Origin of the sequence: Stenotrophomonas sp. CFBP 13724 (assembly GCF_014841975.1) — a bacterium.
GTDB lineage: Bacteria > Pseudomonadota > Gammaproteobacteria > Xanthomonadales > Xanthomonadaceae > Stenotrophomonas > Stenotrophomonas lacuserhaii.
The window spans coordinates 1,164,730-1,186,221 of record NZ_JACYUW010000001.1 but is presented as its reverse complement, the minus strand read 5'-3'; the positions used below and the strand labels follow the sequence as shown (position 1 = coordinate 1,186,221).

14 protein-coding genes are annotated in these 21,492 nt (G+C 67.1%); 6 read left to right on the top strand and 8 right to left on the bottom strand.

The features are described 5' to 3' along the window. Positions 1 to 32: 32 nt before the first annotated feature. From betB to IFT63_RS05090, 4 genes are all read left to right on the top strand, one after another. Complete coding sequence (gene betB, locus IFT63_RS05105; RefSeq protein WP_192083422.1) at positions 33 to 1,505, top strand: betaine-aldehyde dehydrogenase; 1,473 nt, start codon at positions 33 to 35, stop codon at positions 1,503 to 1,505. A gap of 123 nt (positions 1,506 to 1,628) precedes the next feature. Then, positions 1,629 to 3,308, top strand: coding sequence for a choline dehydrogenase (betA, locus tag IFT63_RS05100; protein ID WP_192083421.1), 1,680 nt, complete (start codon positions 1,629 to 1,631; stop codon positions 3,306 to 3,308). Between the two features lie 251 nt (positions 3,309 to 3,559). Next, complete coding sequence (locus IFT63_RS05095) at positions 3,560 to 5,236, top strand: long-chain fatty acid--CoA ligase (protein WP_101099678.1); 1,677 nt, start codon at positions 3,560 to 3,562, stop codon at positions 5,234 to 5,236. A gap of 227 nt (positions 5,237 to 5,463) precedes the next feature. Next, a complete protein-coding gene (locus tag IFT63_RS05090) occupies positions 5,464 to 6,333 on the top strand; it encodes a crotonase/enoyl-CoA hydratase family protein (RefSeq protein WP_042612805.1) in 870 nt (289 codons plus the stop codon). 82 nt (positions 6,334 to 6,415) lie between these two features. On the opposite strand, the gene IFT63_RS05085 is transcribed toward IFT63_RS05090, so the two are convergent. The 5 genes from IFT63_RS05085 to IFT63_RS05065 form a co-directional block, all read right to left on the bottom strand. Continuing rightward, entirely contained in the window at positions 6,416 to 8,593 is a 2,178-nt protein-coding gene (locus IFT63_RS05085; protein ID WP_192083420.1) for an ATP-binding protein, read from the bottom strand. Between the two features lie 2 nt (positions 8,594 to 8,595). Next, the gene (locus IFT63_RS05080) at positions 8,596 to 9,735 is read right to left on the bottom strand and encodes a two-component system response regulator (RefSeq protein WP_042612809.1); all 1,140 of its coding nucleotides are present in this window, start codon (positions 9,733 to 9,735) and stop codon (positions 8,596 to 8,598) included. A gap of 195 nt (positions 9,736 to 9,930) precedes the next feature. Beyond that, complete coding sequence (gene lysS, locus IFT63_RS05075) at positions 9,931 to 11,448, bottom strand: lysine--tRNA ligase (protein WP_192083419.1); 1,518 nt, start codon at positions 11,446 to 11,448, stop codon at positions 9,931 to 9,933. Positions 11,449 to 11,573: 125 nt separating this feature from the next. After that, a protein-coding gene (prfB, locus tag IFT63_RS05070) for a peptide chain release factor 2 (RefSeq protein ID WP_101099674.1) occupies positions 11,574 to 12,699 on the bottom strand; the annotation gives its coding sequence in 2 pieces (ribosomal slippage) (positions 11,574 to 12,623 and positions 12,625 to 12,699; 1,125 coding nt in all). A 170-nt stretch (positions 12,700 to 12,869) separates the two neighbouring features. Next, complete coding sequence (locus tag IFT63_RS05065) at positions 12,870 to 15,818, bottom strand: VIT domain-containing protein (protein WP_249404332.1); 2,949 nt, start codon at positions 15,816 to 15,818, stop codon at positions 12,870 to 12,872. 132 nt (positions 15,819 to 15,950) lie between these two features. Between IFT63_RS05065 and IFT63_RS05060 the strand changes: the two genes are divergently transcribed. After that, the gene (locus tag IFT63_RS05060; protein WP_342450465.1) at positions 15,951 to 17,012 is read left to right on the top strand and encodes a DUF1176 domain-containing protein; all 1,062 of its coding nucleotides are present in this window, start codon (positions 15,951 to 15,953) and stop codon (positions 17,010 to 17,012) included. Between the two features lie 71 nt (positions 17,013 to 17,083). Here the strand turns inward: IFT63_RS05060 and recJ are convergent, their stop codons facing one another. Further along, positions 17,084 to 18,841 carry a single-stranded-DNA-specific exonuclease RecJ gene (gene recJ, locus IFT63_RS05055; protein ID WP_042612830.1) on the bottom strand — a complete coding sequence of 586 codons (1,758 nt, stop codon included), beginning with the start codon at positions 18,839 to 18,841 and terminating at the stop codon, positions 17,084 to 17,086. Positions 18,842 to 18,957: 116 nt separating this feature from the next. Between recJ and IFT63_RS05050 the strand changes: the two genes are divergently transcribed. Beyond that, positions 18,958 to 20,010, top strand: a complete 1,053-nt coding sequence (locus IFT63_RS05050) for a DUF1176 domain-containing protein (protein WP_042612812.1) — start codon at positions 18,958 to 18,960, stop codon at positions 20,008 to 20,010. 61 nt (positions 20,011 to 20,071) lie between these two features. Here the strand turns inward: IFT63_RS05050 and IFT63_RS05045 are convergent, their stop codons facing one another. After that, positions 20,072 to 21,022, bottom strand: coding sequence for a phosphoglycerate mutase (locus tag IFT63_RS05045; RefSeq protein WP_192083418.1), 951 nt, complete (start codon positions 21,020 to 21,022; stop codon positions 20,072 to 20,074). A gap of 3 nt (positions 21,023 to 21,025) precedes the next feature. Continuing rightward, positions 21,026 to 21,490 (bottom strand): transcription elongation factor GreA, encoded by a 465-nt coding sequence (gene greA, locus IFT63_RS05040; protein ID WP_185000279.1) that lies wholly within the window; start codon positions 21,488 to 21,490, stop codon positions 21,026 to 21,028. Between the last annotated feature and the right edge of the window lie 2 nt (positions 21,491 to 21,492).

The window sequence follows — 21,492 nt, the reverse complement described above, 5'->3', positions numbered from 1 at the left end:
CTCCTCTCCCCCTTCCCCTTCCAGGAGTTCCCATGTCCACCCTGCCCCTGCAGCAGCTCTACATCCACGGCAAGCTGGTCGACGCCACCAGCGGCAAGACCTTCCAGAGCATCAACCCGGCCAACGGCGAGGTGATCGCCGAGGTACAGATCGCCAACCAGGCCGACGTCGAGCGCGCCGTGGCCAGCGCCGCAGAAGGCCAGAAGGTGTGGGCGGCGATGACCGCGATGGAGCGTTCGCGCATCCTGCGCCGCGCCGTGGACATCCTGCGCGAACGCAACGACGCGCTGGCGCAGCTGGAAACCCTGGACACCGGCAAGGCGCTCAGCGAGACCACCACGGTGGACATCGTCACCGGTGCCGACGTGCTGGAGTACTACGCCGGCCTGGCCACCGCCATTGAAGGCAACCAGGTGCCGCTGCGCGAATCCAGCTTCTTCTATACCCGCCGTGAGCCGCTGGGCGTGGTCGCCGGTATCGGCGCATGGAACTACCCGGTGCAGATCGCGCTGTGGAAGTCCGCTCCGGCGCTGGCGGCCGGCAATGCGATGGTGTTCAAGCCGTCCGAAGTGACCCCACTGACCGTCATCGAACTGGCGAAGATCTACACCGAAGCCGGCGTGCCGGACGGTGTGTTCAACGTGGTGCAGGGCCCGGGCCGTGAAGTGGGCCAGTGGCTGACCGAACATCCGCTGATCGAGAAGATCTCCTTCACCGGCGGCGTGCAAACCGGCAAGAAGGTGATGGCATCGGCTGCCTCGTCCTCGCTGAAGGAAGTCACCATGGAACTGGGCGGCAAGTCGCCGCTGGTGATCTGTGACGACGCCGCGCTGGAACGCGCCGCAGACATCGCGGTGATGGCCAACTTCTTCAGCTCCGGCCAGGTATGCACCAACGGCACCCGCGTGTTCGTGCCGCGCGCCATGCTGGCGGCGTTCGAAGCGGCCGTCGTGGAGCGCGTCAAGCGCATCCGCATCGGCGATCCGCAGGATGCGCAGACCAACTTCGGCCCGATGACCAGCTTTGCGCACATGGACAACGTGCTGCGCCTGATCGAGACCGGCAAGGGCGAAGGTGCCCGCCTGCTGACCGGCGGCGCGCGTGCCACCGACGGTGCGTTGGCCAAGGGTGCCTACGTCCTGCCGACCGTGTTCTCCGACTGCCGTGATGACATGACCATCGTGCGCGAAGAGATCTTCGGGCCGGTGATGAGCATCCTCGCCTACGACGATGAGGAAGAAGTCATCGCCCGCGCCAACGATACCCACTTCGGCCTCGCCGCCGGCGTGGTCAGCAATGACATCGCCCGTGCGCACCGCATCATCCATCGCCTGGAAGCCGGCATCTGCTGGATCAACACTTGGGGCGAATCGCCGGCGGAAATGCCGGTGGGCGGTTACAAGCAGTCCGGCGTGGGTCGCGAGAACGGCATCTCCACCCTCGCCCACTACACCCGCATCAAGTCGGTGCAGGTGGAACTGGGCGACTACACCAGCATTTTCTGATCCGAACGCAGCGGCCTTGCGGCCGTCGTTCCGGCCGGGCGTGTCCCTCCCCCCACGCCCGGCCACCCTACACACCGCCAGCTGGCGCGACCGCGCGCCGCCCGGCCTGCAGGAGCAAAGACCATGAGCACCCCCAACGAGTACGACTACATCATCATCGGCGCCGGTTCGGCCGGCAACGTGCTGGCCACGCGCCTCACCGAAGATGCCGACGTCAGCGTGCTGCTGCTGGAGGCCGGCGGACCGGATTACCGTCTGGACTTCCGCACCCAGATGCCGGCCGCGCTGGCCTTCCCGCTGCAGGGCAAGCGCTACAACTGGGCCTACAAAACCGATCCCGAGCCGCATATGAACAACCGGCGGATGGACTGCGGACGCGGCAAAGGACTCGGCGGCTCCTCGCTGATCAACGGCATGTGCTACATCCGCGGCAACGCGATGGACTATGACAACTGGGCCAGCATGCCGGGCCTGGAAGACTGGACCTACGCCGACTGCCTGCCGTACTTCCGCAAGGCCGAAACCCGCGACATCGGGGGCAACGACTACCACGGCAACGATGGCCCGCTGCAGGTCACCACGCCGAAGGCCGGCAACAACGAACTGTTCGCGGCGATGATCGAAGCCGGCGTGCAGGCTGGCTACCCGCGCACCGATGACCTCAACGGCTACCAGCAGGAAGGCTTCGGTCCGATGGACCGCACCGTGACCCCGCGCGGCCGTCGTTCGAGTACCGCGCGCGGTTACCTGGACCAGGCGCGCGGGCGACCGAACCTGACCATCGTCACCCACGCGCTGACCGACCGCATCCTGTTCTCCGGCAAGCGTGCGGTGGGCGTGGCGTGGCTGCGCAACGACGAACCGCAGAAGGCGCGTGCGCGTCGCGAAGTGCTGCTGTGCGGCGGCGCCATCGCCTCCCCGCAGGTCCTGCAGCGGTCCGGCGTGGGCCCGGCCGACCTGCTGCGCGGGCTCGGCATCGAGGTGGTACATGACCTGCCCGGCGTCGGCGCCAACCTGCAGGACCATCTGGAAATGTACCTGCAGTACGAGTGCAAGAAGCCGGTTTCGCTGGCCCCGGCACTCAAGCTGTACAACCAGCCGGCGATCGGCGCGGAATGGCTGTTCAACGGGACAGGCACCGGCGCCAGCAACCAGTTCGAAGGTGGCGGTTTCATCCGCAGCAACGAAGAATTCGCCTGGCCCAACCTGCAGTACCACTTCCTGCCGGTGGCGATCAATTACAACGGCTCCAACCCGATCAAGGAACACAGCTTCCAGATGCACGTGGGGTCGATGCGCTCGCCCAGCCGGGGCCGCATCCACGTGCGTTCGACCGATCCGCGCGTGCATCCGAGCATCCTGTTCAACTACATGTCCCATGAACAGGACTGGCGCGAGTTCCGCGATGGCATCCGCATCACCCGCGAGATCTTCGGCCAGCCGGCGTTGGCGCCGTACACCGGCCGCGAGATCTCGCCGGGCAGCCAGTTGCGCACCGATGCGGAGATTGACGCATTCGTCCGCGAACATGCCGAAACCGCCTACCATCCGTCGTGCTCGAACAAGATGGGCAGTGCCGCCGATCCGATGGCGGTGGTGGACGGCCACGGCCGCGTGCATGGCATGGAAGGCCTGCGCATCATCGACGCCTCGATCATGCCGCAGGTGGTGACCGGCAACCTCAACGCCCCGACCATCATGATGGCCGAGAAGCTGGCCGACGTGCTGCGCGGGCGCGCCCCGCTGCCGCGCAGCACCGCTCCGTACTTCCAGGCCAACGGCGCCCCGGCCCGCAAAAAGTAAGGTAGCGACGGCCACTGGCCTGGTGGTTGACGACCTGGCCTGGTGGGTGACGACCGTTGGTCGTCACGCTCTAAAGCCGCGCCGCTGCGCTCGCCGAGCATGGCTCGGCGCTACCGATCATCAGTGCAGAGGCCCGCCATCGGCGGGCCTCTTCGCGTTTTCCATCCGGGACGGTATGCTGCCACGGCTGGATCTGACCGATACTGGCTACAGAACCAACCCAAACATCACAGTTTCCTGGAGGGGGAAAGATGAGCCTGGAACGTCCCTGGTTGCAGAGTTACCCGCAAGGCGTGCCCGCCGAGATCGACATCAACGAGTTCCACTCGGTCTCCTCCGTCTTCGACGCCTCGGTGGCCAAGTACCGGGATCGTCCCGCCTACTCCAGCTTCGGCAAGGTGCTCACCTATGGCGAGACCGATGCACTGGTCGAGCAGTTCGCCGCCTACCTGCTCGGCGAACTGCAGCTGAAGAAGGGTGACCGCGTCGCCCTGATGATGCCCAACTGCCTGCAGTACCCGATCGCCACCTTCGGCGTGCTGCGCGCCGGCCTCACCGTAGTCAACGTAAACCCGCTGTACACCGCGCGCGAGCTGAAGCACCAACTGGTCGACGCCGGGGTCACCGCCCTGGTGGTGGTGGACAACTTCGGCGACACCGTGCAGGCCGTCATCGCCGACACGCAGGTCAAGCACGTCATCACCACCGGGCTCGGCGACCTGCTCGGCGCCAAGGGCGTGATCGTCAACTTCGTGCTGAAGTACATCAAGAAGATGGTCCCCAACTACACCCTGAAGGGCGCGGTGCGCTTCACCCAGGCGTTGAAGCTGGGCCGCCGCCACGACCTGCCGAAGGTGGAGATCGACCACGACGACATCGCCTTCCTGCAGTACACCGGTGGCACCACCGGCGTGGCCAAGGGCGCGATGCTGACCAACCGCAACCTGGTCGCCAACATGCAGCAGGCGTCGGCATGGATCGGCGCGTCGGGCGTCGAGCCGGGCAAGGAGTGGATCATCACTGCCCTGCCGCTGTACCACATCTTCGCGTTGACCGCGAACGGCCTGGTCTTCATGAAGTTCGGCGGCTGCAACCACCTGATCACCAATCCGCGCGACATGAAAGGCTTCGTCAAGGAGCTCAAGGGCGTGCGCTTCACCGCCATCACCGGCGTCAACACGTTGTTCAATGGCCTGCTCAACACGCCCGGTTTCGATGAAGTGGATTTCTCCACGTTGAAGGTCACCCTGGGCGGCGGCATGGCGGTACAGCGATCGGTCGCCGAGCGCTGGAAGAAAACCACCGGCGTCACCCTGGTGGAGGCTTACGGCCTGACCGAAACCTCGCCGGCGGCCTGCATCAACCCGCTGACCCTGGCTGAGTACAACGGGTCGATCGGCCTGCCGATTCCGTCCACCGATGCCTGCATCAAGGACGACAACGGCAACCTGCTGGGCCTGGATGAAGTGGGCGAGCTGTGCATCAAGGGCCCGCAGGTCATGAAGGGCTACTGGCAGCGTCCGGAAGACACCGCCGCAGCGATCGATGCCGACGGCTGGCTGCACACCGGCGACATGGCGAAGATGGATGCGCAGGGTTTCTGCTACATCGTCGATCGCAAGAAGGACATGATCCTGGTGTCCGGCTTCAACGTCTATCCCAACGAGGTAGAGGACGTCATCGCGATGATGCCCGGCGTGCTGGAAGTGGCGGCGGTCGGCGTACCGGACGAGAAGTCCGGCGAGATCGTCAAGGTGGTGATCGTCAAGAAGGACCCGAACCTCACCGCCGAACAGGTAAAGGAACACGCGCGGGCCAACCTGACCGGTTACAAGCATCCCAGGATCGTCGAGTTCCGCAAGGAGCTGCCGAAGACCAACGTCGGCAAGATCCTGCGCCGCGAGCTGCGCGACGCGCCGCCGGCCTGAGGCAGGTAGCGCCGCGCCGTGCTCGGCGAGCGCAGCGGTAAGGGCCTGACGGCCAGCGGCCGTCACTACCGAGACGCGGATGAGCGAAAAGTGAAAAGCCCGGGGTGGAAACGCCCCGGGCTTTTGCATTTGGGGCGACTGGCCCGGTGTAGCATCCCCGCGAGTGGACCCGTTCGGCCCGCCGACCACCGATTTCCCCGCGGGCCCGCCATGCCGAGGAACCTGCCATGAGCACCATCGAAAAGCTGCCCGTAAACCGCCCCTACACCACCATCCGCACCGAAGACAGCGCCGACGGCGCCGCCCATTGGCTGTTCATGCACGCCGATGCATCCACCGGTATCCGTCCCTGCTGCCGCAAGGACATGCTCGATGAAATGTGGAGCTACATGAGCGCCGTCACCCGGGGGCCGGCCAGCCGCCATGACGGCCGCCTGCGCCATTTCGTGCTGGCCTCCGACGCCACCGCCTACAACCTGGGCGGCGACCTGGACCTGTTCACCCGGCTGATCCGCGAAGGCAATCGCGACCGCCTGCTGGCCTACGCACAGCGCTGCGTGGAAGGCGTGCATCACCTGCATACCGGGTTTGGCGGTGACGTGCGTTCGATCGCGCTGATCCAGGGCGATGCGCTGGGCGGCGGACTGGAAATGGCCCTGGCCTGCCACACCATCGTCGCCGAAGAGGGCGCAGGCATGGGCCTGCCTGAAGTGCTGTTCGGCCTGTTCCCGGGCATGGGCGCCTACTCGTTCCTGTGCCGCCGCGTGGCGCCGCAGCTGGCCGAGAAGATCATCCTGGATGGCCGCGTCTACAGTGCCGAGGAAATGCATGCGATGGGCGTGGTCGACGTACTGGTCCGCAAGGGTGAAGGCCCCAAGGCCGTGCAGGACCTGATCCGCCAGCACCAGCGCATTCCGCAGTCCTACCTGGCGATGAATGCCGCGCGCAACCTGGCCCAGGCCGTCAGCTATGACGAACTGCTGGAAATCACCAAGGTCTGGGTGGATTCGGCATTGGCACTGGGCGATCGCTCGCTGCGCACGATGGATCGGCTGATCAAGGCACAGACCCGTCGTGCCGGTCTTGACGCGGCCTGAGCAGTGCCCTCCCCCACCAAGTGAACCGACACGTGCCGGCGGCCCGCCGGCACGTTTTCCGCAACGTCGACCGGGCTTCGGGTCAGCGCGGGTCCGCCTCGTCCACGCCGGGCTGGTTGCGGTGCGCGGCGCGGGCGGCCAGCGCCAGCCGACCTTCCTTGAGCGCGCCTGCCAGCACCGACAGGCGCTGGCGCCATTCGGCCTTGAGCTGCCAGTCCGCCATCCGCATCAGCTCACCGGCGCGGTTGGACACCCGCACCAGTCCAAGATTGCTGGCCACGCCCTTGATCGCGTGGGCCTGCTCGCGGAACTGCACCCAGTCCATCGCCTCGCCTTCCGCATGGGCCTTGCGCATGCAGCTTTCCGCATCGCCCAGGCACTGGCGGACGAACTCTCTTTCAAAGCCGTCGCCCATGCCGAGTGAAGCCAGTTCATCCAGCACGCCCGAATCCAGCACGCCGTCGGTGCCGCCGGTCAGCGTGCGCACCACGATCGGCGCGGAAGGTTTGAGGTCGCGGTTGGAGGCGATCTCCGCCAGCGTATCCAGCAGCCGCACCGCCACCACCGGCTTGGCCAGGAACGTATGCGCACCGGCCTGCTGGCAGCGCTGGATGGCCTCCGGGGTGACGTCGGCGCTGAGCACCAGCACCGGCGTGCGCGGCGCGCCGCCGGCCTGCATCACCCGCAGCTCCTTCAGCATGTCCAGCCCGCTCATGCCCGGCATGTGCAGGTCGACGATGGCCGCATCGAAATCACTCTCGGCCATGGCATCCAGCACCGCTTCGCCCCCGTTGACGCACAGCACGCGGTGCCCGGCCTTCTGCAGAAGGCGCTGCAGCACCATGCGGTTGGCCTCGTGGTCGTCGGCCACCAGGATGCTCATGCTGCGCACCCGCGCGCGGTGGCGCAGGAACGGATCGGCGAAGGCGATGACGTTGCCGTTGCTGCTGTCCAGCGGGTTGCCGACCAGCGCCGGGGTGATGCCCACGCGCTCCGGCAGTGGCGGGGCGAACGGCACTTCGAACCAGAAGCGGCTGCCCTGCGGCAGGTTCTCCTGGTAGCCGATCTCACCGCCCATCGCTTCGACCAGGCCCTTGGCGATGGTGGTTCCCAGGCCGGTGCCTTCGTGACGCCGCGCCATGCTGACATCGGCCTGCTCGAACGCTTCGAACAGCCGCGGACGCATCGGCACGGCCACGCCGATGCCGGTGTCGATGATTTCAAAGCGCAGGCGGACGCCACCATCGGCCACGGCGCTGACCACGTCGATGCGGATCTCCACCCTGCCGTGGTCGGTGAACTTCACCGCATTGCCGGCCAGGTTCAGCAGCACCTGGCGCAGGTGGCCGGTATCGCCACGCAGGCGGGGCGGCACGGCTTCATCCAGCCGGACGCGGTAGTCCAGCCGTTTGGCCTTGGCCTGCGGCAGCAGGATCAGGCCGATGGCCTGCACCACGTCACCGAGGGCGAAATCTTCGGCGACCACGCGCAGCTTGCCCGCTTCGATGGCCGAAATATCGAGGACTTCCTCCACCAGCGCCAGCAGGCTGCGCGAGGAGGCCTGGATGGTATTGAGGCACTCGCGCTGCTCTTCATCCAGCTCGGTAGTGGCCAGCACTTCGGTCATGCCCGCCAGCCCGTTCAAGGGCGTGCGGAATTCGTGGCTCATGTTGGCCAGGAAGCGGCTCTTGGCCTCGCTGGCGCGGCGTGCTTCAGCCATCGCTTCGGTGAGCTGGCGCAGCAGCGTGGAAAAGTACAGCGGCACCGCAGCCAGGCCCAGCCACAGCCCGAACGCGAGCCGCGCATTGTCCACCCAATAGTCGGTGTACAGCGCGGTACAGCCAAAGCTGATCATCGCCATCGCCACGGCGAGGTAGAGGTAGTTGTTGCCGAAGCGCATGCCGTTGCCCACCGTGACCCACATCACCACGATGTAGACCCACGACAGCGGCTCGCCCATCTGGATCATGCCCGCGGCAATCAGGCCGTAGTCGGCCAGCATGCCCAGGATGCGTCGCGGGTCGGAGCGTTGCGGACGCCACAGCAGCCAGCCGAAGGCCAGCAGGGACAGCCCCAGCCCGCCCAGCACGATCGCCAGCACGCCCACGTACTGGTCGTGCGGAAGGTCGTTGCGCACTCCCGGCATCAGCACATAGGCCAGGATCAGGCTGATCAGTACGATGCGGACGATCTGCTGCCCGTGCTCGGAATCCTGGCGCTGGGCCAGGCGTTGGCGCAGCCGGGGCAGCAGCGCGCGCATGCTCACAACCCGGGGCGCGCCGAGGCGGTGGAGTGTTCGGCGCAGATCTGCTCCAGCTGCGGGCGTCCGCGCAGCAGGGCATCGACCACGCGCGGATCGAACAGCCGGCCACGTTGCGCGTACAGGTAGGCCAGGGTCGCATCGAAGGTCCATGCTTCCTTGTACGGACGCGGCGAAATCAGCGCATCGAACACGTCCGCTACCGCCACGATGCGGGCTTCCAGTGGAATCGCATCGCCTACCAGGCCGTCCGGATACCCGCTGCCGTCATAGCGCTCGTGGTGACGCAGCGCGATCAGCGCGCCGATCTGGATGAAGCGGTTCTGGCTGCCGCTCAACAGCTCATGGCCGATGCGCGGGTGGCGACGCATGATCACCAGCTCTTCGTCGGTCAGCTTGCCCGGCTTAAGCAGCACTGCATCGGGAATGGCGATCTTGCCCATGTCATGCAGCGGCGCTGCCATCTCGATCAGCTTGACCTCCTCTTCGGGAAGCCCCAGCTGTTCGGCGATCAGCCCGGCCACGCGGGACATGCGTTCCAGGTAGGCGCTGGTGCCGGCATCACGGTATTCGATGGCCCGTGCGAGCCGCGACAGGGTTTCGCGTTCGCGCTCTTCCACTTCGTGCATGCTGGCAAGCAGCCGCTGCTCCAGCGACAACGCACGCTGTTTCACGTTTTCCGATTGCTGACGCAGCTGCAGCAGGTTGTAGCAGCGCGCGCGCAGTTCACGCGGACGGATCGGCTTGACCAGGAAATCGATCACTCCCGCTTCGAGCGCTGCCTGTCGGATCGGCTCGTCGCCGACCACGGTGATCAGGATCACCGGGATGTCGCGGTGCTTGGGCAGGCGGCGGAAACGGCGGGCGAACTCCAGCCCATCCATCTCCGGCATGCGGTAATCCAGCAGCAGCAGGTCCACCGGCTGCGATTCGCACCAGTTGAGCGCGGCCAGCGGATCGCCGAAGTCGTGCACGCTCAGTTCCGGCGCAATGTCTTCGATGACATGGCGCAGCATCGTCCGCGCGGACGTCTGGTCGTCGACGATCACAATATTCAACGCTGCTTCTGCCTGCTTGTTCGACCACCCCGGGATCAGGGTTGGCGAGGATAACCTGCCATTCTGTAGGCCCGCACCCTGCATCTGTCCGATACTTGCCATGCGCTCCCCGGATCTTGATCGCCGTCACATTGTGATGGCGTAAAGGACGCGACCCATCGCCTCCCCCCGGCTATCGGGTCATTCCGGCCACTCAGCGGCCTCGCCGATACCATACTCCAGCGCCCGCCCGCACGGTAGCACCGGACCGCCCGTGCAGGCGGCGCCGGCGTATCCGGATCAGGCTTCCGGACGCATGTAGGGGAACAGCAGGACGTCACGGATCGAGCTGCTGCCGGTCAGCAGCATGACCAGGCGGTCGATGCCGATGCCCAGGCCGCCGGTCGGCGCCATGCCGTACTCCAGCGCGCGGATGTAGTCGGCGTCGTAATGCATCGCCTCGTCGTCGCCCCCGTCCTTTGCGGCGACCTGTGCCTGGAAGCGCGCCGCCTGGTCTTCGGGGTCATTCAGCTCGGAGAAGCCGTTGGCCAGTTCCTTGCCGTTGATGAACAGCTCGAAGCGGTCGGTGTACCCCGGCGCATCATCGTTGGCCCGGGCCAAAGGCGACACTTCCACCGGGTGATCGGTGATGAAGGTCGGCTGGACCAAGGTGTGCTCGACGGTGGCCTCGAAGATCTCCAGCAGCAGCTTGCCCCAGCCGTAGGACGGCTTGATGCGGATCTTCAGGCGCTCGCAATGCGCGACCAGCGCATCGCGGTCGGTGCAGTCGGCCAGGCTGATTTCGGGGTTGTGGTGGCGCACCGCTTCGTCCATGCGCCAGCGGCGGAAGGCCGGGGCCAGGTCGATGCGGGCACCGTCCCACTCCACTTCGGTGGTGCCCAGCACCTGGCGGGCGACATCACGGATGACCCCTTCGGTCAGGTCCATCACTTCGGTGTACGTGGCGTAGGCCTCGTACAGCTCCATCATGGTGAATTCGGGATTGTGGCGGGTGCTGACGCCTTCGTTGCGGAAGTTGCGGTTGATCTCGTAGACGCGCTCCAGCCCGCCCACGACCAGGCGCTTCAGGTACAGCTCCGGCGCCACGCGCAGGTACAGGTCCAGGTCCAGCGCGTTGTGGTGGGTGGTGAACGGCTTGGCCGTGGCACCGCCGGGGATGTAATGCATCATCGGCGTTTCGACTTCCAGGAAGTCGCGGTTGTCCAGCCAGGCGCGCATGGCACGGATGATCCGGGAGCGCTTGATGAACACCTCGCGCGACTCCGGCGTCACGATCAGGTCGACATAGCGCTGGCGGTAGCGCTGCTCCACGTCGGCCAGGCCATGCCACTTGTCCGGCAGCGGACGCAGCGACTTGGTCAGCAGGCGGATGCTTTCGGCCTTCACCGACAGCTCGCCGGTACGGGTGCGGGTCAGGCCGCCTTCCACCGCGATGATGTCCCCCACGTCCCAGCCCTTGAAGGCGGTGTAGGCATCGCCCAGCACGTTGCCCTGCAGGAATACCTGGATGCGGCCGGATTCGTCCTGGATCTGGGCGAAGCTGGCCTTGCCCATGACCCGCTTGGCCATCAGCCGGCCGGCCATCCTGACCCGGCGCTCGCTGGCCTCCAGGACTTCGGCGGTCCAGCTCTCGGCGTCGGCGAAATCCGCCTGCAGGCTGCCGGCGAAGTCCTCGCGACGGAAATCGTTCGGGTAGGCGATGCCCTGGGCCCGCAGCGCGGTCAGTTTGGCGCGACGCTCGGCGATCAGGCTGTTTTCGTCGACGGGGGGCTGCGGCGCGGCGGTCTGCTCGTTCATGGGCTTGGTCGGTCGTTGTCTGTGGGGGGGGTCTTCAGGAATTCACGCCCGCCGAGGATACGACGGACCGGGGGTGGCTGCGGCTGCAGCCACCGGGCGGGTCACCGTGCAGGCGACCCGCAGGCTCAGGCGTCGCTGCGTTTGGCGCCCGCTTCCAGGCCGGATTTCAGGCTGGCCTCGATGAACTCATCCAGGTCGCCGTCCAGCACTTTCTGCGTATCGGTGCGCTCGATGCCGGTGCGCAGGTCCTTGATACGGCTCTGGTCGAGCACGTAGTTGCGGATCTGGCTGCCCCAGCCGATATCGGACTTGGTGGCTTCCAGCGCATCGCGCTCGGTGTTGCGCTTCTGCACTTCCAGCTCGTACAGCTTGGCGGCCAGCATCTTCATCGCGGTGTCGCGGTTCTGGTGCTGGCTACGGCCGGTCTGGCAGGCAACCACGGTATTGGTCGGGATGTGCGTGATGCGCACCGCCGACTCGGTCTTGTTGACGTGCTGGCCACCGGCACCGGAGGAGCGGTACACATCGGTGCGCAGGTCGGCCGGGTTGATGTCGATTTCAATGTTGTCATCGACTTCCGGGGACACGAACACCGAGGTGAAGCTGGTGTGCCGGCGGTTGTCCGAATCGAACGGCGACTTGCGCACCAGGCGGTGCACGCCGATCTCGGTCTTCAGCCAGCCGTAGGCGAACTCACCTTCCACGCGGAAGGTGGCCGATTTGATGCCGGCCACATCGCCGCCGGACACTTCCATCAGTTCAGTCTTCCAGCCACGTGCTTCGCACCAGCGCAGGTACATGCGCAGCATCATTTCGGCCCAGTCCTGGGCCTCGGTGCCGCCGGCACCCGCCTGGATGTCGACGAAGGCGTTGCAGCTGTCCATCTCGCCGGAGAACATGCGCTGGAATTCCAGCTGCTCCACGTGCTTGAGGTACTTGTCCAGGTCGGCCACCACCGCATCGGCGGTTTCCTGGTCCTGTTCGCTCTCGGCCAGTTCCAGCAGGTCGGTGGATTCCACCAGGCCATCGAGGATGCTGGCGATGCCGCCCACGGTCTTTTCAAGCAGCGAGCGTTCACGCCCCAGGTTCTGGGCGTACTCCGGCTTGTTCCAGATATCCGGGTTTTCCAGCTCCCGGGTTACTTCTTCCAGGCGTTCTTTCTTGACGTCGTAGTCAAAGATACCCCCTGAGCGAGACCACGCGATCGGTGAGATCGGTGATTCGCTGGCGGACAGGATTCAGCTCGAGCATGTCGGCGGTTTCGTGTTCGAAATATGACCGGTAATGATACCAGCACAGGCTGCTGGCCGCTGCACGGTCGCCGGTCGCGCCGACCGGGCCAAACAGCCCTGACGGGCCGCGTGGCCGGCCCGACGCCGGCCACCCCAGGCGACCGGCACCCCGCACCCCGCACCCATCGCCTACTTCACCGTGAACTCCCCGACCAGCACGCTCTCGGCCTGGTCCTTCAGGCGCAGCGTGACCGTCTGGTCGCGCTGCTGGCGCGTGCCCCACTGCGTGCTGAGGCGCAGGCTCAAGGTGGTCGCGCCGGTGACCAGCTGCTCGCGCCTGCCGAAGAAGTTGGCCTCCACCTTGTAGGTGCCCGGCTTGGCATCACGCAGCGAGAACTGCTCCGGCCCATAGCCTCCAGTGAAATCTTCCGACATCGCGCCGCCCTGGTAGGTCAGCCGATTGCCGTAGTACGCGCGCTCACCGTTGGGATCGGTCACCCACAGGTCCATGTCGCTGTTGTCGCTGTCCCAGCCCAGCACCACGCGCAGGTCCAGCGGCAGGGCGCGGCGCAGGCGCGGATCGATGGCGCGAGCATCCAGTCCCTCGCGTGCCATCAGGGTGGTGGCCTCATCCAGTGCGATCAGCGAGATGCCATTGAAGCGGCCGTCCCACGGACGCAGGACCACTTCGTACAGCGCCTCCAGCGCCTGCGGATAGTGGCCGCTGGCTTCCAATGCCAGGCCGAGGTCACGGAAGCTCTGCGGCTCCTCCTCGCCCATCGCCAGTACGTCACGGAACACCGGCACCGCCAGCGCCGGCGCACCGGCCTGCATCAGCCGATACCCGAGCACGCGCAGTACGTGGCGGTTTTCCATCTGCATTTCGGCCAGGTTGGACAGCACCCGCAGCGCCAACGCACGCTGTCCCTTGGCCAGCAGCAGGTCGGCCACGTCCAGGTAGAACGCGCTGCTGTCCGCATGCTGCGCGCGCTCGGACAGGTACAGCGGATACAACGCGTCGGCCGAGGCAGCGCGCAGACGCGTGGCATACGGTGCATCGGGGACCCATGGCGCGAGCGCGATGGTGATCTCGCCGCTGTTGGCAGCGCTTGGTGCGGACGCAGCGCGCTCGGCGTGCGGGCCCGGGGCTTGGCGCGCCAGCATTACCTGCGGCGCTGCGGGTGCGGGTGCGGGCGACGGCGGCGGCGGCGCGGTGACGCTGTCGTTTGGTCGGGCCTCGAAGGCTTCGACCGCTGCCGACGGCGCCGCCATGGCGACCGCGGCCGGGCTGGACTTTTCCTCCTTCGCCTGCGGCGGGGTGCCCTTGGGCCAGCGGGTTTCCCACCAGCGCTGACGATCAGCGAACTGCCGCGCGATGTCGTCGAGCCGCTCGCTGCGCTCACGCGCCACGTCGACGGTGGCCAGCGCATGCCGGCGGTCGTACTCGGCGCGCAGCGGCGGCGGCGGACGGATGCCGTGCTGCAGATAGTCGTCGATCGACTCGAGCACCACCAGCGAGGTGTCCGCACCGACCAGTCCAAACGCCTGTGACAGCGTGCGTCGCGCAGCGGCGTGGGCCACCGGATCACCCGCCCAGTCGGCCAGCTGGCCGTTCGCCCAGGCATGCGCCACCAAGCCGCCAGGCAGCAACCGTGCTTCGCGATCGCTCACCCGCTGGGCATCGATGCGCCCATCCGGAAGTCGCACGCGCAGCTGCACGCTGCCTTCCGGCTTTTCGATCCTGCCCATCACCCGCAACCAGCCCTGCGCTGCCGCACCGGCATCGGCCACCAGGCCGCTGATGCCATCGCCTTCCAGCGATATGACGGCCGCACCCTGCTGCAGCAACCGCGCTGCCGCGGCAGGCACATCAGCTGGCGTGGACAGCACCAGCACTTCGCCCTGGTGGGGGGCGGTCCAGGCACGCAGGCGTGCCACGTCGGTACGCGCGCCGGCACCACTCAAGGCATACAGACGCTGGCCTGCAGCGAGTGCCGGCTGGTTGCGATTGCCGTAGTTGGACAGTCCATCACTGACCAGCAGATATTCCTGCACCCCCGACTGCGGCGTCCACGCGCCCAGCGCACTGGCGCCGTCCAACGGCAGCGCCTGCAGGTGAGCGCGCAATGCGGACCAGTCGCCACCGCGGATGCGGAATCCGCGCGTCGCTTCGGGCTGGTCGCGCACCACCGTCAGTTCTACCTGGCCATCGGCGATGGCCTTGAAATAGCGATCCAGCACGGCGAACTCGGCCACACGGTCGCGCTGTGCCGCCGATCCGGAGGCATCCCAGAGCAGGCCGACGCGGGTAGGCATGGCACGCTGCACGGTCTGTACCGGCACTGGAATCTGCGCCATCAGGTAGCGCTGGCCCTCATGCAGGCCGGCGACCACGTCGCGCTGGCGCACCTGCGGCAGGATCCATTGCGCCTGCGCCGGCAGCTCCGCGCCGCGGCCCTGCCACTGCAGCTGATAGCGGCCATCGCGCAACTGGAAATCCCATGGCATCGCATTCGAGGCACGCGGCGCGCCGCTGCCACTGGCGTCCAGTTGCACGCTTGCCTGCTGCGCGCCATGCGCGAACTGCATCGGCAACGTCCAGCGCAGGCCCTGCGTGTCAACTGGCAAGATCTGACGGAGGGTCAACGCCACGCGTCGGCTGCCGTGCGCCGGGATCGGGTAGATGCGCAGGCGGAACTGGTTCCCGGCGGTCTGTTCCAGCAGCCCCGGGTCGACCCGCCGCCGCTCTATGGCTTCGAACACCTGCCGGCCTTGCGCCTTCGGCACCGGCACCGCATCGCGCAGCACGCCGTCGATATCGAGTGCGAAGCCTGCCACCTGCTGGCCATCGGCCAACGGAAACTCCAGCTGTCCCTCCAGGATGCGGCTGTTGGGGTTGTGGAACTCCAGTTCGATGCGGGTCTCGGCAAGACCGGCGGCCAGCGTGCCGTGCAGGCTGGCATGGCGCAGCTGCACCGGCACTTCCGCGCCTTTTACCTGCAATACCGGCGCGGTAACGGCAGCCGACGCGCTGACGGCAGGCGGGGGTGGGATCGGACGCTGTGCCTCCACCTTGTAGGCCGCGATGCCCAGCGCCGCAATGGCGAACATGACCAGACCGCGAGACAGACCTTGCATGTGACGCTCCTGCGTGGGTGACAGTCCGTTGAACGCATGATGGCGCCTATCGGGGTTTGCCTTGTTGCCATCTTGGCCTGCGCCCTCGCATCGGCCACCATGCACGGGCCTCTTTCATACACCTGGATCTCCGTGCGCCTGCCCTCGTTGCTGCTTCTGCTGCTGGCCCCATTGCCCGCCTTGTGCGCTTCGCCAACCGAGCTGGTGGGCATCGACTTCGGTCACCACGACTGGACGCTGGCCTGCGACAACACCCGGACCTGCCGCGCAGCCGGCTACCAGAACGACGAAGCGGCAGATCAGCTGCCGGTATCAGTGCTGCTGACCCGCCACGGCGGACCCGACCAACCGATCAGCGCGAGCCTGATGCTCGGCCAGTACGAGGAGAGCGTGCTGCCTGATCGGCTGACGCTGCAGATCAATGGCAAGGACCAGGGCGCGCTCGACTACGTCGCGGGCGCAGGGACGGCGACGTTGGAAGCGGCCCAGGTGGCCGCCTTGTTGGCCTCGGTCACCGGTCCCGGCGCGGGCAGCGTCGTCTTCACCGGCGACGACCAGCGGCAATGGAAGCTGTCGGCGCGCGGTGCATCGGCGGTGCTGCTGAAGATGGACGAATTCCAAGGCCGGCTGGGCACGCCCGGCGCGGTGATGCGCAAGGGCAAGCAGGCGGAATCGTCGGTGCCCGCGGCGTTGCCGATGCCGGTGGTGGTGCTGGCGAAGCTTGCAGCAGCGCGCCCGTCCGACGCCGCACTGGCGGGTTCCGATGCGTTGCGCGCCGCCCTGGTAGCCGCGACCCCGGCCGATGACTGCGCGGCCTTGCAGCCCGACCAGACCGTGTCGATGGATGAGCCTGTCGTGCCGCTGAAGGTCCAGCGCCTGAGCGCGGACAAGCTGCTGGTATCGGCCCTCTGCTGGCGCGGGGCCTACAACGCAGGCAGTGGTTACTGGGTGGTCAACGCGCAGGCACCCTACGAGCCGCAGCTGGTCACCCACTTCGGCACTGATGATGACGGCCGCAGCATCAGTGGATCGCACAAGGGGCGAGGTCTGGGTGATTGCTGGTCGATGAACACCTGGGGCTGGGACGGGCGCCGCTTCGTGGCGACCTCCGCCACCACCACGGGCCTGTGTCGACTGGTCGCTGCGGGCGGTGCGTGGGACCTGCCGACGCGGGTGACCACGGTCAAGGAGTGAGGGTCAGCCGGGTGCGGGGCCGCGAACGTTGATGGATTCCGCCGAGCATGGCTCGGCGCTACCAGGATGCTTCAGGCCGCGCTGCAATGTTCCACGATCAATTGGATCGCAGTGCCGCCACGGTAATCATCGCAGGCCAGCCGATACGCCAGGTGCACGTTGCGTGCCGGCGCATTGCCGGTCCAGCCGCCAAACTGGATGGCATTGATCAGCCCGGCCACCCCGGGTCGACGCAGTTCCAGCTTGAGGTGGCGCTCCTTCAACACCCGCCAGTTGGTCACCTCGAAATGCCCGTCGAACATCGGCTCCGGGAAGCCCTGGCCCCAGGGGCCGGCAAGCCGCAGCGCGTCCGCGTGCCGATGGTCAAGCTCGTCGCCGCCGAGCTCGCCATCACTGAGGATCTGCTGCTGCAGCATCACCGGGTCCAGCATCTGATGCACGGCCGCGGCGAAGGCGGCATGGAACGATGCCAGGTGGGCATGCGGCAGGCTCATGCCGGCGGCCATCGCATGGCCACCGAAGCGCTCGATCAGGCCCGGCTGCTGCGCATCGACCAGCGCCAGCGCATCACGGATGTGCAGGCCGGGAATCGAACGCGCCGAACCCCGCAACGCATTACCGCCAGGCTCTGCGGGAGCAAAGGCGACCACCGGACGATGCAGGCGATCCTTCATCTTCGAGGCGACCAGCCCGACCACCCCGGGGTGCCAGTCGGCGTCGAACAGGACTGCGGCGATCGGGCGCTGCCCGTCGTCATCCAGCACCACCTTGGCCACGGCCTTCTCGGCATCGTCGGTCATGGTCTGCTGCACGGCGCGGCGCTCGGCGTTGATCTGCTCCAGCGTCTGCGCGATGTCGCGTGCCTGCGCCGGGTCCTCGGTCAGCAGCAGCGCGATGCCCAGCGCCATGTCCTCCAGCCGACCGGCGGCATTCAAGCGTGGCCCCAGCGCAAACCCGATATCAGTAGCCGTCAAGCGCGCCGCGTCGCGACCGCTGGCTTCGATCAAGGCCTTCAGCCCGATGCAGCCCTGCCCCGTGCGCAGGCGCCGCAGCCCGGCACTGACCAGCGCCCGGTTGTTGGCATCCAGCGCCACCAGGTCGGCGACGGTGCCCACCGCGACCAGATCCAGCAGCGTGGCCAGGTCCGGTCCCTTGCCATCGGCGAACACCGCGGACTCGCGCAGGTGCCGACGCAAGGCCAGCAGCACGTAGAAGATCACGCCGACGCCGGCCAGCGATTTGCTGGGGAAGGCATCGTCGTGCAGGTTCGGATCAACGATGACATCGGCCGGTGGAAGCTGCGGGCCGGGTAGATGGTGGTCGGTGACCAGCACCTGCCAGCCCTTGGCCTTGGCGGCGGCCACGCCGGCATGGCAGGCGATGCCGTGGTCCACGGTGACCAGAAGGTCCGGCTGCAGCAGAGCCAGTTCTTCCACCAGCGCCGGCGACAGCCCGTAGCCGTGCACCATGCGATTGGGCACCGCGTGCGCAACGTGGCGTGCGCCAAGCATGCGCAGGCCGCGCACGCCGACCGCACAGGCGGTGGCGCCATCGCAGTCGAAATCACCGACCACCACGATGCGCTTGTCCGCGGCGATCGCCGCCGCCAGCAGCCGCACCGCGCCTTCGATGCCGCTCAACAGCTCAGGGGCATGCAGGCTGCCCAGCTTGGGCAGCGCCAGTTCGGGTGTATGCGCGCCGCGCGCGGCATACAGGCGCGCCAGCAGCGGCAGCGTGCCGTCGGGCCAGGCACCAGGCAGCACCGCATCGCGACGGCGGATCATCGGCACATCAGAAGTGGGCTGCGCAGCATCGGCGGCAAGGGACATCGGCATCGCCGGGTTGCGGAAGACATGCGCATGATACCGCGCACCGGCACCATCGGGATTGGCGGAGCAAGCGCGATCAGCCATGCTTGCCCGCCCCACGCATTGGATTTCATCGCATGCGCCGTCCTGTTTCAACCGCCCTGTTCGGCTTTGCCCTTTACGCCGCATCGATGCCACACGCGACCGCGGCCAGCGGTGCTGCATTCTTCGAACAGGACGCGTTCATGGCCTGCGACAATACCGGCACCTGCCGGATAGCGGCTTTTGGTCCGTTGGCACCGCTGATGCTAAGCATGCTGATCGAGCGCGCGGCGGGACCGCAGACCGCAGTCACCGTACGCATCGCGATGGCGGAAGGCGCAGGGGATGCGCCGCGCTCTGCCACGGTGGCGGTGCCGCGGGGAGCGCTGCGGCTGCGCGCCAAGGGAAAGGACCTCGGCGAGATCGGTCGAATGGAATCCCCAGGGGAGGATCTGGCCTTGCCCGATCGCCACGTGCCGGCCTTGATCGAGGCACTGGCGGCTGGGGATCGCGTCGAGCTGGTCGATGGCACGGGCCAGGCTTGGCCGTTGTCCGAGCGAGGTGCCGGCCCGTTGCTGCTGAAGATGGACGAGTTCCAGGGGCGGCTGCACACCCCAGGTGCGCTGGTACGCAAAGGCGTGCAGCCGGAATCGAAGGTGCCCTCCGCCGTGCCGGCGCCTTCGCTGAAACCGCCGCCGCTGCTGGTCGAAACACGCGAAGAAGACGGCCTGCTGGCCGAGCGCGCGGACCTGCGCCGGCTGCTGCAACCCGTTGCCGATGCCAAGGACGCCTGCATCCAGGCGTCTTCGCGCCGACTTCGCGTCGAACGGGTGGATGCCAGCCATGTCCTGGCCGTGTTGAGCTGTGCGACCGAGCGCTACATCGTTCCAGCAGGGACGTGGCTGGTCCGCGACCGCCCGCCGTTCTCCCCCACCCTGGTCTCCGGCGCGGCGCTGTTTCCGCTCCCTCCGCACGCGGTGTTCGTGGAGGAAGGCATGGCGACCGGCACGGACACCTGCGGGAGGACCCGGCATTGGGCCTGGGACGGAGCGACCCTGGTGATGAGCGCCGAGTTCGTCGGCGCCGACTGCGTCGCTCCGAGCCACAGGCACTGGCAGCTGCCGACGTACCTCGGCAGGATCGACTAGGTCGCTCCACAGCGGTCGCACGCTGTACCGCCGAGGGCCACCCCGCCATGGCGGGGCTGCTTCAAGCCTTGTGCAACTCTCGCGGCTTCTTCCAGAACCGCCAGCGCTGCGAGCGCTGGAAGCCGAACTGCACGCCGTCCTCGAAATCCAGTACCAGCCGCTGCAGCTCGCCGCGGCGCAAGGCCAGCAGCAGCGGGATGATCGCCTGGTTCGCCAACTGGTCCAGCGAACGCAGCGGACGCAGGTCGACCAGTGCATCCATCGACTGCTCTCCATCCACCTGCACACCGGCCGCCGTGGCCAGGGCGCGCAACAGCGCGTCCCGGCTGCGCACCTGCGCATGCGGCGTGGACACGGTCTGTGGCAGGCGCCCTGCACCCCAGAACCACAGCGAGTTGATCGGACTCAGCCCCTGTGCGATGCGCTGCTCGTTCCACGGGTGCGAATGCAGCACCACCTGGGTTTCGGTCAGCAGCGCACGCCAGCGCCGACCTTCGACGCCGCTGGGCAGATGGCTGAAAAGGTCATCGCCAAGCACGTCATCCGGGCTGGCGAACACGGGCAAGGTCATGTCATCCGGTATGCGCAGGTACCAGCGCGAAGCCACCGGTGCATCAAGAGGGATGCCGTGTTCGGCGAACACCGGCTGCAGGTCCGGCAGCAAAGCAACGGCATCTTCGTGCGAGGGGCGCAGCGTGTCGCCGTGGCCCATCATGCGCGCGCCGTGCATGTCCGGCACCATGTGCGCCGGATCGGCGCGCAGCCAGACGTGGCCGGCCACATCGCCCGCATCCAGCTGGCGGGTCAGCGCCGCGGCCGGCATCGTAGCGGCGCCGGTGGCATCAAGCGCATCGAGCGCCCCCTGCACGCGGAAGTGACGCTGCAGCTGCGCCCCCTCCCCGGCCGCGTGCTCGCTGCGCTCGGCGCGACCGAGCGCACGCGCCACTTCATCGGGCAACGCGGCCACCGCGAATCGACTGCGTGCGGCCAGCAGCAGCGTTGCCGTGGCCATCGATCAGCCTGCGTAGCTGACGCTGACGATCTCATACTCGCGCTGGCCGGCCGGTGCATCGATGGTGATGCTGTCACCTTCCAGCTTGCCGATCATCGCCCGCGCCACCGGCGAGGAAATGGCGATTAGGCCGAGCTTGATGTCCGCTTCCAGGTCACCGACGATCTGGTACTTCTTCTCTTCGTCGGTTTCCACGTCAGCCAGCGTCACCGACGCGCCGAACACCACCTTGGAGCCGGCATTGAGCTTGGACACGTCGATGATCTCGGCGTGCGACAGCTCGCCTTCCAGCTGCTTGATGCGGCCTTCGATGAAGCCCTGCTCTTCGCGCGCGGCGTGGTATTCGGCGTTTTCCTTCAGGTCGCCGTGCTCGCGCGCTTCAGCGATCGCGGCGATCACCTTCGGGCGCTTGACCGACTTCAACTGGTCCAGTTCTTCGCGCAGACGCTGCGCGCCCTTCATCGTGATGG

Coding starts and splice junctions, on each gene's coding strand:
- IFT63_RS05090 (WP_042612805.1), top strand. CDS start 5,464: ATGAGCACCATCGAAAAGCTGCCCGTAAACCGCCCCTACACCACCATC.
- betA (WP_192083421.1), top strand. CDS start 1,629: ATGAGCACCCCCAACGAGTACGACTACATCATCATCGGCGCCGGTTCG.
- betB (WP_192083422.1), top strand. CDS start 33: ATGTCCACCCTGCCCCTGCAGCAGCTCTACATCCACGGCAAGCTGGTC.
- IFT63_RS05045 (WP_192083418.1), bottom strand. CDS start 21,022: ATGGCCACGGCAACGCTGCTGCTGGCCGCACGCAGTCGATTCGCGGTG.
- lysS (WP_192083419.1), bottom strand. CDS start 11,448: ATGAACGAGCAGACCGCCGCGCCGCAGCCCCCCGTCGACGAAAACAGC.
- recJ (WP_042612830.1), bottom strand. CDS start 18,841: ATGTCCCTTGCCGCCGATGCTGCGCAGCCCACTTCTGATGTGCCGATG.
- IFT63_RS05050 (WP_042612812.1), top strand. CDS start 18,958: ATGCGCCGTCCTGTTTCAACCGCCCTGTTCGGCTTTGCCCTTTACGCC.
- IFT63_RS05085 (WP_192083420.1), bottom strand. CDS start 8,593: ATGCGCGCGCTGCTGCCCCGGCTGCGCCAACGCCTGGCCCAGCGCCAG.
- IFT63_RS05095 (WP_101099678.1), top strand. CDS start 3,560: ATGAGCCTGGAACGTCCCTGGTTGCAGAGTTACCCGCAAGGCGTGCCC.
- IFT63_RS05080 (WP_042612809.1), bottom strand. CDS start 9,735: ATGCAGGGTGCGGGCCTACAGAATGGCAGGTTATCCTCGCCAACCCTG.
- IFT63_RS05065 (WP_249404332.1), bottom strand. CDS start 15,818: ATGCAAGGTCTGTCTCGCGGTCTGGTCATGTTCGCCATTGCGGCGCTG.